At 65.4% G+C, this 12,627-nt stretch carries 10 protein-coding genes, 2 tRNA genes and 1 pseudogene; 6 read left to right on the top strand and 7 right to left on the bottom strand.

Features of this window, described 5'->3' with window-relative positions; genetic code table 11:
• Window positions 1–663: 663 nt before the first annotated feature.
• Window positions 664–1,897 (top strand): annotated as a pseudogene (locus tag RDV55_RS00610) (IS256 family transposase).
• Window positions 1,898–2,120: 223 nt separating this feature from the next.
• Here RDV55_RS00610 and RDV55_RS00605 read toward each other — a convergent pair.
• Window positions 2,121–2,193: transfer RNA gene (locus RDV55_RS00605), tRNA-Lys, on the bottom strand.
• A gap of 33 nt (window positions 2,194–2,226) precedes the next feature.
• Window positions 2,227–2,299: transfer RNA gene (locus RDV55_RS00600), tRNA-Lys, on the bottom strand.
• A gap of 146 nt (window positions 2,300–2,445) precedes the next feature.
• Between RDV55_RS00600 and RDV55_RS00595 the strand changes: the two genes are divergently transcribed.
• Window positions 2,446–3,114, top strand: coding sequence for a metal-dependent transcriptional regulator (locus RDV55_RS00595; protein ID WP_111823011.1), 669 nt, complete (start codon window positions 2,446–2,448; stop codon window positions 3,112–3,114).
• Window positions 3,115–3,318: 204 nt separating this feature from the next.
• Here RDV55_RS00595 and RDV55_RS00590 read toward each other — a convergent pair whose 3' ends face one another.
• On the bottom strand, window positions 3,319–3,765 hold the full coding sequence (locus RDV55_RS00590; RefSeq protein ID WP_111823012.1) for an HIT family protein: 447 nt from the start codon (window positions 3,763–3,765) through the stop codon (window positions 3,319–3,321).
• Window positions 3,766–3,889: 124 nt separating this feature from the next.
• Between RDV55_RS00590 and RDV55_RS00585 the strand changes: the two genes are divergently transcribed.
• Together RDV55_RS00585 and RDV55_RS00580 are read left to right on the top strand one after the other, a co-directional pair.
• Window positions 3,890–6,820: a leucine--tRNA ligase gene (locus tag RDV55_RS00585; protein WP_111823013.1), complete on the top strand. Its 2,931-nt coding sequence runs from the start codon at window positions 3,890–3,892 to the stop codon at window positions 6,818–6,820.
• A gap of 6 nt (window positions 6,821–6,826) precedes the next feature.
• A complete protein-coding gene (locus tag RDV55_RS00580) occupies window positions 6,827–7,864 on the top strand; it encodes an Fpg/Nei family DNA glycosylase (RefSeq protein ID WP_111823014.1) in 1,038 nt (345 codons plus the stop codon).
• 60 nt (window positions 7,865–7,924) lie between these two features.
• Here RDV55_RS00580 and RDV55_RS00575 read toward each other — a convergent pair whose 3' ends face one another.
• The 4 genes from RDV55_RS00575 to RDV55_RS00560 form a co-directional block, all read right to left on the bottom strand.
• On the bottom strand, window positions 7,925–8,416 hold the full coding sequence (locus RDV55_RS00575; protein ID WP_111823015.1) for a GNAT family N-acetyltransferase: 492 nt from the start codon (window positions 8,414–8,416) through the stop codon (window positions 7,925–7,927).
• An 84-nt stretch (window positions 8,417–8,500) separates the two neighbouring features.
• Window positions 8,501–9,145 carry a serine O-acetyltransferase gene (cysE, locus tag RDV55_RS00570; protein WP_111823016.1) on the bottom strand — a complete coding sequence of 215 codons (645 nt, stop codon included), beginning with the start codon at window positions 9,143–9,145 and terminating at the stop codon, window positions 8,501–8,503.
• Window positions 9,146–9,237: 92 nt separating this feature from the next.
• Entirely contained in the window at window positions 9,238–10,170 is a 933-nt protein-coding gene (cysK, locus tag RDV55_RS00565; protein WP_111823017.1) for a cysteine synthase A, read from the bottom strand.
• Between the two features lie 37 nt (window positions 10,171–10,207).
• Window positions 10,208–10,864: a YigZ family protein gene (locus RDV55_RS00560; RefSeq protein ID WP_111823018.1), complete on the bottom strand. Its 657-nt coding sequence runs from the start codon at window positions 10,862–10,864 to the stop codon at window positions 10,208–10,210.
• 175 nt (window positions 10,865–11,039) lie between these two features.
• On the opposite strand from RDV55_RS00560, the gene rpmF reads away from it, so the two are divergent.
• A complete protein-coding gene (rpmF, locus tag RDV55_RS00555) occupies window positions 11,040–11,210 on the top strand; it encodes a 50S ribosomal protein L32 (protein ID WP_111823019.1) in 171 nt (56 codons plus the stop codon).
• Between the two features lie 131 nt (window positions 11,211–11,341).
• Window positions 11,342–12,613, top strand: a complete 1,272-nt coding sequence (locus RDV55_RS00550) for a cation:proton antiporter (protein WP_111823020.1) — start codon at window positions 11,342–11,344, stop codon at window positions 12,611–12,613.
• Window positions 12,614–12,627: the final 14 nt, after the last annotated feature.

The raw sequence follows: 12,627 nt of genomic DNA, 5'->3' as shown, positions 1-12,627 counted from the left end.
TTGCGGATAGCTGAGGAACCTATCGGCGTGGGCGTCAGCTATCCGCGCTAGCCTCGGATCACGCTGGTGTGAGACCGCGTTGGTGCGGTAATGCTGGTCTGCCGTCGCCCACGCGTAAGGCGATGCGATCGCTCGCGGAGTGATCGCGCGGGATGCTGTCGTGGTGGCGTGGAGCCGAGGAATCGTGCGAGGGCTGTCGCGGCGCTGCTTTGGAAGCCGCGTCACGATGTGGGGACAAGACTGCATTTTAGATAGGAGAACAACCCTTCCAGAGGTGGCGCTGCTATCCAGTACAGAAGCTCCTATCCAGAACGCACCGCTGCGCAGGCTCGGTGGGTGTGTGGATGCAAAGGGCATGGCTGCGACAGCGAGGCTGAGCTGCACGTGGGCCTCTTAAGTTGCACGTAAACCCGATATCCCGCACGTAAACCCGATATCCCGCACGTAAACCCGATAGGTTGCGTGCTGGTGACCCCGCCCACGTGCGAATCAAGAGGCCCACGCGCATGTCTAGGGGTTAACGTGCGAATCAGCGGGTCAAGTAGCGTCTCGCATAGTGGTGTAACCGTGTGGTGGTCGGCTCGTTTGATATGGGTGCGGTCACCGTGTGATCCTTCGAGAAAGCTCTCTACTTCTGACTCGAAACGATTTGGAGGCACAACGATGACCGCTCCTCATATTATCGACCCTGCTGGCATGCTTGGCGAGGCGTTGTCCCAGGCATCCCCGGATTTGATGCGTTCCTTGCTCCAGCATGTCATTAACGCGTTGTTATCAGCGGACGCTGATGCGGTGTGCGGGGCCCAGTGGGGTCAACAAGATCCGCAGCGTCAGGCCAGGCGCAATGGGTATCGCCACCGGCCCTTGGACACCAGGGTCGGCACCATTGACGTGGCGATCCCCAAGCTGCGCTCAGGTACCTACTTTCCAGAGTGGTTGTTGCAGCGCCGCAAACGCTCCGAAAGCGCCTTGATTACAGTGGTTGCTGGCTGCTACCTAGCAGGAGTGTCTACACGCCGTATGGACAAGCTCGTCAAAACCCTGGGGATCACAGGACTGTCCAAGTCCCAGGTCTCACGGATGGCAGCCGACCTGGACGAGCACGTGGATCAGTTCCGCAACCGGCCCCTCCACGATGCCGGGCCTTTCACCTTCGTTGCCGCTGACGCGCTCACCATGAAAGTGCGCGAAGGAGGACGCGTCGTCTCGTGCGCGGTTCTGGTTGCCACTGGAGTCAACAATGACGGACATCGCGAAGTGCTGGGGGTACGCGTATCTACCAGTGAGACCGCTCCAGCCTGGAAGGAGTTCTTCTCTGACCTGGTCGCCCGGGGCCTCACTGGCGTGCGCCTGGTGACCAGTGACGCCCATCTGGGCCTGGTTGAAGCCATCGCCGCCAACCTGCCCGGAGTCACCTGGCAACGATGCCGCACCCACTACGCCGCTCATCTCATGTCGGTCACCCCCAAAGCACTATGGCCCGCCGTCACAGCGATGCTGCACTCGGTGCAGCCAGCCTGACGCCGCATCGGTCAACGCTCAATACGACCGGCTCTTGGACTACCCCCGCGATAAGCTCCCCGCTGTGTGTGATCACCTCGATCAAGCCAGGGCAGATGTCCTCGCGTTCGCGTTCTTCCCCACCGGGGTGTGGACCCAGATCTGGTCCAATAACCCCAATGAACGCCTCAACCGCGAAATCCGCCGACGCACCGACACCGTGGGAATCTTCCCCAACCGCCACGCAATCATCCGCCTGGTCGGAGCCGTCCTAGCCGAACAAAACGACGAATGGGCCGAAGGCCGACGCTACCTCAGCCTCGACATCCTCACCAGATCACGACTCACACCACAACCCACCCAACAAGAGGACACCCCACTCCAACTCAGCGCATAACCCAACCCGAAGGACACAAAACGATTACACCACTCCACAGGACTTGACCGCGGGTCACCGCGCGCCGGGACACGTCAGCTGGTTGCATGGTCGGAGATCTAACGGGGCAGCAGCCGTGGTAGGAGGAAAACGAGGCGGGGCGGTGGGCCTTGTGAGAGGCTAGCCGGCGCAGCAGGGAGAGCAGATAGGAAAAACCGGCGACTTGAAGGCCGCCGGTTGTTTGTGCGTCATGGGGGACTTGAACCCTCAACCCGCTGATTAAGAGTCAGCTGCTCTGCCAATTGAGCTAATGACGCGGGAACTCTCACCAGGCGAAGCTGGGAAAGCTGTGCGTCATGGGGGACTTGAACCCTCAACCCGCTGATTAAGAGTCAGCTGCTCTGCCAATTGAGCTAATGACGCGGGGGTTTTGCAACCGAGAATTAAATATACAGGCGCACCTCGCCCTGTGCAAGTCAATGAAGGGTGCCGTGTCCTATGTCGCACGAGTGGCGGGCCCGTGGTGCGCTGCCGCATACAATTAGGGTGTCAGACGAAAGGGGAATGCCATGTCGGACGCGTCGAGCGCATATTCAGCGGTCGTGGAGGACATCCTGAAGCTCGTGTGGGGTGCCGAGGAAGCCGGCCGCGACGGCGTCAAGCCTAAGGACGTCTCCGAACACATGGGGGTCGTACCCTCGACTGCGACCGAGAATATCCAGCGCCTGGCCCGCCAAGGCCTCGTCACCCACGAGCGATACGGCCGTGTGCGCCTCACCCCGCAGGGGCGCGCCGTCGCCCTGGGAATGGTGCGCCGCCATCGCCTGCTTGAAACATACCTGCACGAGGCCCTGGGATTCTCCTGGGACGAGGTGCACGAAGAAGCAGAGATTCTCGAACACGCTGTCTCCGACCGTCTTCTCAACCGCCTCGACCGCGTACTCGGCTACCCGAGCCGCGACCCGCACGGGGACCCAATCCCGCGCGCCGACGGAACCAGTGACGATGTCGCCGGATACCCGCTCGACACGCTCGAGGTGAGCGCAGGGGGAGTTATCGATCGACTGCCCGACCGTGATCCCGATGCGCTGCGCGCATGGGAGGAGGCAGGCCTCGTGCCCGGCGCTCGCATCACCGTCGTTGCCTCCGGGGGCGAGGGTGTGACGGTCCTCCTCGAAGACGGGAACATGCTCATCCTCGATCCGGCCCAGGCCTCGGGCGTTGTCGTGCGAGATTGACGCGACCGAGATGTAACCGTCCGCGAGACAATCGCGAAGCACTCACGCGCGTCCGGCTGATGTGAGGCGCTCAGGCGTGGCTCGATTTCCAGGCCTAGATACGTTCTTGCCCGCCCGGCCCACGAATGAACCCAGCGGGCCGGAGGGAGCCTTGTACAATCTCGACGACCGCAGCGGGGAGCCGCGACAGGGGAGCGGGATCGCTCAGTCGAGAGCGGCGGACTTCATCGACGAAGGCACGTGAGCGCCGTGACCAGCCGCCAGCAGAGCCTCACGCAGCGTCGTGATCGCGGCATCGAGCTCGTCGTCGCTCGCCGGTGCCGCCTTCGAGAGCAGCACGTCGGACTCGTCGCGCAGAGGGATGACGTGCAGGTGCGTGTGCGGCACCTCGAAGCCTGCGATGACGAGGCCCGACCGCGCCACGCCGAAAGCCGACTTCTGGGCCAGCCCGATTGCGCGTGCCACCTTCATCAGGTGCGCGGCCACGTCGGAGGGAGCGTCGGTCCAGGACTCGTAGGGAGTGCGAGGAACGACGAGGACGTGCCCGGGCGAGGTCGGTTCGATCGTCGCGAAGGCGACGCACAGATCGTCGGCCCACACGAAGCGACCGGACCAGGTGCCGGAGATGATGTTTTCGAAGACGGTGCTCATGCGACTATTGTCACCCATTCGCGTCTGCTTCGGTAGGTGAGCGCGTCCGGCGGGGCGGGCGGGCGTGAACTACCCTGGTGGGGAATATTGTTACGCGACCCATCGTTAAGCGAGGAACGCATAGATGAGCGAAAATCCGCACAGTGCCCCTGCTCAGCGCTATACCGCTGAGCTCGCAGGTCAGATTGAGACGAAGTGGCAGGACCGCTGGGAGGAGCTGGGCACTTTCCACGCGGACAACCCCACGGGTGATCTGGCCGGGCCGCTGGCCTCCCGCAACCCCTACTTCATCCTCGATATGTTCCCCTACCCCTCGGGTAAGGGCCTGCACGTGGGTCACCCGCTGGGCTACATTGCGACCGACACGCTGGCGCGTTACCGCCGCATGTTGGGCGACAACGTCCTGTACACGATGGGTTACGACGCCTTCGGCCTGCCCGCCGAGCAGTACGCCGTTCAGACCGGCCAGCACCCGGCCATCACCACGAACCAGAACATCGCGAACATGCGCCGCCAGCTGCGCCGCATGGGCCTGTCCCACGACTCGCGCCGCTCCTTTGCCACGACCGACATCGAGTACGTGCACTGGACGCAGTGGATCTTCCTGCAGGTCTTCAACTCCTGGTTCGACCCCGAGGCCACGGCGCCCGACGGCTCCCAGGGCGCGGCGCGCCCGATCACCGAGCTGATCGCCAAGCTCGAGTCCGGCGAGATTCGCCCCGAGGACGGCTCTGACTACAACTCGCTCGATCGCGCCGCCCGTGCGAAGGTCATCGACTCCTATCGCCTCGCCTACGTGTCTGAAGCTCCCGTCAACTGGTGCCCCGGCCTGGGCACGGTTCTGGCAAACGAAGAGGTCACCGCCGATGGCCGTTCCGAGCGCGGCAACTACCCGGTGTTCAAGCGCAACCTGCGCCAGTGGATGATGCGCATTACCGCCTACGGTAAGCGTCTCTCCGACGACCTCGACACGATCGACTGGCCCGAGAAGGTGCGCACCATGCAGCGCAATTGGATCGGCCGCTCCGAGGGAGCGACCGTCCGCTTCGACGTGCCCGGCGCGCGCGAGGCCGGTGCCTCCCTCGACTCCCTGGATGTCTATACGACGCGTCCAGACACGCTGTTCGGCGCGACCTTCATGGTCGTGGCTCCCGAGCACCCGATCCTCGGAGGAACCGTCGGCGGCGACGCGGCTGACGAGGCCGCCCTCACCGTGCCCGCCGCCTGGCCCGAGGGTACGAAGGACGCGTGGACGGGCGGCGCTGCCTCCCCGAAGCAGGCCGTGAGCGCCTACCGCGCCCAGGCCGCAGCGAAGTCCGAGGCCGAGCGCGCAGACGACGAACGCACCAAGACCGGCGTGTTCACCGGCCTGATGGGCATCGACCCCGTCAACGGTCGCGCGGTCCCGATCTTCGTCGCCGACTACGTCCTGTGGGGCTACGGCACCGGCGCCATCATGGCCGTGCCCGCCCACGACGACCGCGACTGGGCCTTCGCGCGCGCCTACGACCTTGACGTTGTGCGCACGATCGGCCCCGCTTCCGACCCCTACGGTCACGACCTCGAGGCTGGCGCGTACACGGGTGACGGCGTGGCCGTGGACTCCGCGAACGACGAGATCGACCTGAACGGCCTGGCCAAGGACGAGGCTAAGGCCGCCATGATCGAGTGGCTTGTCGCCAAGGGCCTGGGCCACGCCACCGTCACCTACCGCCTGCGTGACTGGCTTTTCAGCCGCCAGCGCTACTGGGGCGAGCCTTTCCCGATCGTGTGGGACGAGGATGGTGTCGCGCATGGCCTGCCCGAGGACATGCTTCCCGTCGAGCTGCCCGAGGTCAGCGACTACAGCCCGCGCACCTTCGACCCGGACGACGCCGACTCCTCGCCCGAGGCCCCGCTCGGCCGCGCCGAGGAATGGGTGAATGTCACTCTGGACCTGGGCGAGGGACCCAAGAAGTACCGCCGCGAGACCAACACGATGCCCCAGTGGGCGGGCTCGTGCTGGTACGAGATGCGCTACACCGACCCGACGAACTCTGATCGTTTCGCCGGTGAGGAAAACCTCGCCTACTGGATGGGCCCGCGCGAAGGCAAGGTCAGCGGCGGCACCGACATGTACGTCGGCGGCGTCGAGCACGCCGTGCTGCACCTGCTCTACTCGCGCTTCTGGCAGAAGGTCCTCTTCGACCTGGGCCACGTGCCGGACTCCGAGCCCTACCACACGCTCTTCAACCAGGGCTACGTCCAGGCCTACGCCTACACGGACGAGCGCGGCCAGTACGTGCCCGCCGACGAGGTTGAGGGCGACGAGACGAGCGGCTTCACCTACAAGGGCGAGCCCGTTAATCGCGAGTACGGCAAGATGGGCAAGTCCCTGAAGAACATCGTCACGCCCGACGAGATGTACGACGCCTACGGTGCCGACGTCTTCCGTGTGTACGAGATGAGCATGGGGCCCCTCGATCTGTCGCGCCCGTGGGAGACCCGCGCCGTCGTCGGCTCCCAGCGCTTCCTGCAGCGCCTGTGGCGTAACGCGGTCGACGAGGAAACCGGCGATCTCACGGTCACGGACGAGCCCGCGGACGACAAGACTCGTCGCCTCGTGGCCCGTACGATCGCCGAGGTCACCGAAGATTATGAGAACCTGCGTATCAACACCGCGATCTCCAAGCTCATCGTCCTCAACAACCACCTGACCAGCCTGGACGCCGTCCCGCGCGACGCCATCGAGCCCCTGATCCTCATGCTTGCCCCGGTCGCCCCGCACCTGTGCGAGGAGCTGTGGAGCCTGCTGGGTCACGAGGATTCCCTCGCCCGCGTTCCTTTCCCGGTCGTCGAGGATTCCTCGCTCCTGGTCGAAGACACGGTCACCGCCGTCGTCCAGGTCAACGGCAAGGTGAAGGCGCGCATCGAGGTCGCCCCCTCCATCTCCGAGGCCGACCTCATCGCGGCAGCCCTGGCCGAGTCCCCGATCGTGAAGGCCCTCGACGGCAGCGAGCCCCTCAAGGTGATCGCTCGCGCGCCGAAGCTGGTCAACGTCGTCGTCAAGAAGTGAGGTCACATGCCTGAAGGCGATGCAGTCCGTCGCCTAGCCGGTACCCTCGACGAGCTTTTCGTCGGGGGTACCGTCTCGGCTTCGTCCCCGCAGGGGCGCTTTGCGTCTTCCGCGGCCCTCCTGGACGGGTGGGTCATGCAGCGGGTTCGCGTGCACGGCAAGCACATGTTCATTGGCTTCGTCCCGCCCACCCCGGGGGAGACATACGAGGCCGGGGTGGCCCTCCTGGAAGGTGCCGCTGCAGGCAGCGGGGAACCCCTTCTCGGTGAGGAAGCCCCCTGGCCCGATCGGTGGGTACACATCCACCTGGGCTTGTACGGATGGTGGCGTTTTAACGGCGACGAGACCGTCGTTGACGAGGGCCACGGCGTCGCCCACCGCATTCCCAACATCCCGAAGGGGGAGTGGAACGGTCATTCCGAAACCCGCTGGGGCGAGGGATTTGGAGAGGCCAAGGCGGGGGAGTGGGAGCCGCCGGAGCCGGTCGGAGCCGTGCGCCTGCGCCTGTTCAACGACCACGCTGTCGCCGACCTGGTGGGGCCGAACCGCTGCGACCTGATCACCGACGAGGAGCGTATCAAGGCGGAGGCGAAGCTGGGACCGGACCCCTTGGATGCCGGGGCCCGAGATGATCGCGAGGCGATGGATCGTTTCGCCAGCGTCGCCCACGCCAAGAAGCGCGCGATCGGCGAGATCGTCATGGATCAGTCGATCATCGCGGGCGTGGGAAACATCTACCGCGCCGACGCGCTGTTCCTTGCGGGCATCTCTCCGCACCGAAAGGGAGCCAACATTTCGCTCAAGCGCCTGCGCGAGCTGTGGGTCCTCGTCTGCGACCTCATGAACCGCGGCCTGGCCGCTGGTCGCCTCGACACGATGGACCCGCAGGAGGCACCCAACCCGCCCATCGAGGGCGACGAGGAGGCCTCGCGTTGGTATGCGTACCACCGCACCGATCGGCCGTGTCTGCGGTGCGGGACGCCGATCCGTGAGGCGCTCATGCAGAACCGACGCCTGTTCTGGTGTCCGTCCTGCCAGCGCTGAGGGCACAACGCGACGCAGGAGGGGAGTGCGGGCCGGCAGGCTCGCACTCCTCGCCTTCTATCAGGCGATCTCTTCGAATCCGAGGACCGAGTAGAGTTCGTGTGCCCCGCCGTGGCGCGTATCGAGACGCAGGGTGAGGGTGTCGAATCCCCACTGCGAGCATCGCGACGCAACCTCGGACACGAGGGCGGTTGCGATGCCGCGCCTGCGGTAGTCGGGGGCGACGATCAGGTCGACCACGAAGGGGCCGTCCGGCGCGTCATCCCAGGGGGATTCGCGCACGACGAGGATCGCTCCGATGAGCGTCCCTCCGTCCCACGCGCCGATGAACGAGTCTTCCGTGGTGGCCCCGAATGCGCCCTCAAACGTCAGGCGTAGCTCTTCGGAGGTTTCCAAGAGCGCCTCTGGCGTGACGGCGTCGTCGTACGCCTCGAGGGTGAGCACCGCGAGCGCGGGGATGTCGAATGTTGTGAGCGTGGCGATCTCAATACCCTGGGGCCGATTCGCCGCTGACAACGCGTCCAGTGGGGCATGTAGAGTTCGAGCTTCCATAAACCAACTATAGGTGAGGGTGCTCACTTTGTCACGGCTCTTGAATGTTATTCGTGAGCCGTGGGCGAGACAAGGGCACGCATCTCAGATGTAGAGGGCTGGTTCCTCGAACATGCAGTTCGGATCGACAATCAGGTCGCGATCGTGGGTGTCCTTTTCGGGCTTGGGAAGCAGGCGCGCGGGCACTCCGATCGCGACGTTTCCGCAGGGCACGTCCTTGACGACGACCGCATTCGCGCCGATCTTGACGCCCGTGCCCACGTTGATGGGGCCGAGGACCTTCGCTCCGGCACCGATCATGACGTGGTCGCCGACGGTGGGGTGGCGCTTGCCCGGCCTCATGGCTACTCCACCCAGGGTGACGCCGTGGAAGATAACGACATCGTTGCCGACTTCGGCCGTCTGGCCGATGACGACGCCCGTTGCGTGGTCGATGAAGACGCGTCGACCGATCCGTGCCTCGGGGTGAATGTCAACGCCGGTGAACGCGCGGGCGAGGGAGGACAGGGCCCGGGCGGGGGTGCGGGCACCATGGGTCCACAGTGCGTGCGAGACGCGGTGTGTCCACAGTGCATGCACACCCGGGTAGGTCAGTGCGATCTCCAGGGCGGAGGTGGCCGCAGGGTCGCGGCGATGCGCCGTCACAAGGTCCTCACGGAAGAGCCCGAGCGCCTTGGTGGGCAGGGCGCGCGACAGGGTCTTCGACAGGGCGTTAACGGTGAGCTTCACTGGTTCCTCCTGGATGGTCGGCTAGGCGGGAAACGCTCAGGTGGCCCCGGATATTCCATCCGGGGCCACCTTAGCGCGTTACGAGGAAAACATCAGTCCTCGAGGCCCGCGAAGAGCGCGGTCGAGAGGTAACGCTCACCCGTGTCGGGCAGGAGCGTGACGATCTTCTTGCCGGCCAGCTCAGGGCGAGCAGCGACCGCAGCGGTGCCGGCGAGGGCAGCGCCCGACGAGATGCCCACAAGCAGGCCCTCCTCGGCGGCGGCGCGGCGCGCGAACTCAAGCGCGTGGGCGGTCTCTACGGAGATGACCTCGTCGACGATGTCCGCGTCGAAGGTCTCGGGCACGAAGTTGGGCATGAGGCCCTGGATGCCGTGTGGGCCGGGCGTGCCGCCGGTCAGCAAAGGAGACTCGGCGGGCTGAACGGCGATGATGCGCACGTGCGGGTTCTTGGCCTTGAGGACCTTCGCGACGCCCGAGATGGTGCCACCCGTGCCCACGCCGGCAACGAAGACGTCGACCTGGCCGTCGGTGTCAGCCCAGATTTCCTCGCCCGTGTGCGCCACGTGCGCGGCGGGGTTTGCGGGGTTGGCGAACTGGGAGGCGATGATGGCGCCGGGACGCTCGGAGGCGATGCGCTCTGCCTCTGCGACGGCTGCGGAGACGCCGCCCTTGGGGTCGGTGAGGACCAGTTCGGCGCCGAATGCGCGCACGATCGCGCGGCGCTCGACGGACATCGAGGCGGGCATGACGATGACGACCTTGTAGCCGCGGGCCGCGCCCACCATCGACAGGGCGATGCCCGTGTTACCGGAAGTTGCCTCGACGATTGTGCCGCCGGGGGCGAGAGCACCCGAGGCCTCGGCCGCGTCGATGATCGAACGGGCGATGCGGTCCTTCACGGAGGAAGCCGGATTAAAGGCCTCGACCTTGGCGACCACGTCGACGCCGTCACCGGCCACGTGGTTGATTCGGACGAGGGGGGTGGCGCCGATCAGATCGGCGACGGTGGAGGCAATACGAGCCATGAGAGGTCCTTCCACGATCAGTAGTACCCCTGAATTGTCATCCCGCGTTCTCGGCCTCGTCTAGTTCAATCCGACGTGTTTCCACGTAGCGAAACTTTGCAACACCGGACGAGGCCTGGGCCAGGCATGCCTCAATCGATTCGCGGGCGGCCGGATCGATCGCGACGCGCAGCGTCACGTTCGCGCCCCAGATGGTGTCGACGATCGTGGCTCCGCGCCCACGCAGCTCGGCCTCGATGCGCCCCGCGTCACCGGGGTTCAGCTGTGTTTCGAGGACGTCTCGCCCGACCAGGTAGGCGATGGGGGCATTGGCGAGGGCTTCGGAGACAGACGTTGAGTAGGCGCGCACAAGGCCGCCTCCGCCCAGGAGGATGCCGCCGAAGTAGCGGGTGACCACCGCCGTGGCGTTCCATGTGTCGGAGGCGCGCAGCGCCTCGAGCATCGGGGTGCCCGCCGTGCCCGAGGGCTCTCCGTCGTCCGAGGAGTGCTGCAGCGGTGCGGCGTCCGGCGGATCAATGAGGTAAGCGGAGCAGTTGTGGCGGGCCTGAGGATGCTCGGACTTAACCGCGTCGATGAGCTCGCGGGCCTCCTCGGGGGTGTCCGTCCTGGCCAGCGTCGTGATAAACCGGGAACGCTTGATCTCGATCTCGTGGGTGAGAAGCGTGCCGGAGGCAAGCGTGCGAAGAGCGGACATGCGCCCAGTCTAAGGGAGAGAGCGCTTCGCTAGTCTGTAACCAGGATCGCAGGCGCGTAGCCTTCCGCGATGTGCTTCAGTGCCCGGTCCGTGGTAGTCTTGTCGGGTTGTCGCCGTGCGCCCGCGTGGCGCACCGATCAGAATCGTCGTCGAGAAAGAAGAGGAGCGGTAAGACATGGCAGTTCCCAAGCGCAAGATGTCCCGTGCGAACACCCGCACCCGCCGGTCTACCTGGAAGGCTGATCTTACCGAGCTGAACACCGTCAAGGTTGCCGGCCGTGAGATCCGCGTGCCCCGCCGCCTGGCCAAGGCCTACAAGAACGGCCTCCTGGACATCGAGGGCTGACCTCGCATCCACGCTCAGGCCCGGGACTTGTGGTCCCGGGCCTTTGTCATGCCCTCAAGCCCTGAGCGTGCGCCAACAGACCTGATGGTCGGCACCGCACACTCGGCGCGACGACCCGAAAAGGAATGCACATGAGCCTGCCGACGTCTTGTCTTGCCGTGAGCGGGGGAGTGGGTCACAGCCTCGTCGCCGCATCGACGACGAGCGATACGGAGGGATCGATCGTCTCCATCTTCGTGATTGCCGCAGCTGCTGCGCTCTCACCCCTCCTGTCGTCCCTGACGCGCAAGCGTGTGCCCGACGTCGTGTGGCTGCTGATTCTCGGCGTCCTCGTCGGCCCCAACGTGGCGGGGCTGGCCACGCTCACCGAACCTGTTTCGGTGTTCCGTGAGGTCGGCATGGGTATGCTCTTTCTGATCGCGGGCACCGAGATCGACGTGACGCAGGTGCATGGGCGCGCTGGTAAGCGCTCCCTGCTCACGTGGCTCGTTTGTTTCGCGATCGGACTGGCGGTGTCGTGGGCTGCGGTCGCCGCGTCGGGCACGACAGGGGTTGCCGGCGCCACGTACGTTGCGCTCGCCATCGCTCTGACGTCGACTGCGCTCGGAACCCTGCTCCCGATCCTCATGGAGGCAGGAGTCATGAAGACCACGATCGGCAAGGCCGTCCTCGTCCACGGTGCCGTCGGTGAGCTCGCGCCCATCGTCGCCATGTCGCTGCTGCTGTCGGCTCGCAGCCCGTGGGCGTCGGCGATTGTGCTCCTGGTCTTCGTGCTCGCCACCATCGTCGCCGTCGCGATTCCTACCCGCTTCGTCCTGCGCCACCCCGAGATTGGGCGCACGATCCTGCACGGCTCGCAGACCTCGCAAAAGACGCTCATGCGCGTCGTCATGGTGGTGCTCACCGGCCTGATGGCCCTGTCTGCGGTCATGGACCTGGACATGGTACTCGGTGCCTTCGCGGCCGGCATCATCGTGCGGGCTCTGGCACCCGGAAACTTCACGATGGTCGAGGCAGAGCTGCGCACGCTCGGATTCTCCTTTCTCATCCCGATTTTCTTCGTGACCTCCGGCATGAACATCTCGATCAGCGCGGTGGCCAGCTACCCCCTCCTGCTCATCGCCTTCGTGGGTGCCATCCTTCTCGTACGTGGCGCCCCCATCGTCGTCCTCGAACGCTTCCACGGCTCGATCGAAGGGGTCGGATGGCTGGATGCGACGCGTATCGGCCTGTACGGCGCGACTGGCCTGCCCATCATCGTCGCCGTTACCGAGGTGGGGGTCGCGACGGGCGTTTTACCGTCGTGGCTGGCCTCGCTGCTCGTCGTCGCGGGTGCCATGTCGGTGCTCCTGTTCCCACTGCTTGCTTTCCTGCTCGGGCGTGCTGGTGGAAAGGCGCGCTAACCTCCGCTAGTCTT

Origin of the sequence: Schaalia odontolytica, assembly GCF_031191545.1 — a bacterium.
In the GTDB taxonomy this organism is placed as follows: Bacteria; Actinomycetota; Actinomycetes; order Actinomycetales; family Actinomycetaceae; genus Pauljensenia; species Pauljensenia odontolytica.
The sequence above is the reverse complement of the archived record's forward strand: the minus strand, read 5'-3'. Positions and strand labels throughout refer to the sequence as shown.

Excerpts from the sequence above, each read along its gene's own strand:
- rpmF (WP_111823019.1), top strand. The coding sequence starts at position 11,040 with ATGGCAGTTCCCAAGCGCAAGATGTCCCGTGCGAACACCCGCACCCGC.
- RDV55_RS00595 (WP_111823011.1), top strand. The coding sequence starts at position 2,446 with ATGTCGGACGCGTCGAGCGCATATTCAGCGGTCGTGGAGGACATCCTG.
- RDV55_RS00560 (WP_111823018.1), bottom strand. The coding sequence starts at position 10,864 with ATGTCCGCTCTTCGCACGCTTGCCTCCGGCACGCTTCTCACCCACGAG.
- RDV55_RS00590 (WP_111823012.1), bottom strand. The coding sequence starts at position 3,765 with ATGAGCACCGTCTTCGAAAACATCATCTCCGGCACCTGGTCCGGTCGC.
- RDV55_RS00575 (WP_111823015.1), bottom strand. The coding sequence starts at position 8,416 with ATGGAAGCTCGAACTCTACATGCCCCACTGGACGCGTTGTCAGCGGCG.
- cysK (WP_111823017.1), bottom strand. The coding sequence starts at position 10,170 with ATGGCTCGTATTGCCTCCACCGTCGCCGATCTGATCGGCGCCACCCCC.
- RDV55_RS00585 (WP_111823013.1), top strand. The coding sequence starts at position 3,890 with ATGAGCGAAAATCCGCACAGTGCCCCTGCTCAGCGCTATACCGCTGAG.
- RDV55_RS00550 (WP_111823020.1), top strand. The coding sequence starts at position 11,342 with ATGAGCCTGCCGACGTCTTGTCTTGCCGTGAGCGGGGGAGTGGGTCAC.
- RDV55_RS00580 (WP_111823014.1), top strand. The coding sequence starts at position 6,827 with ATGCCTGAAGGCGATGCAGTCCGTCGCCTAGCCGGTACCCTCGACGAG.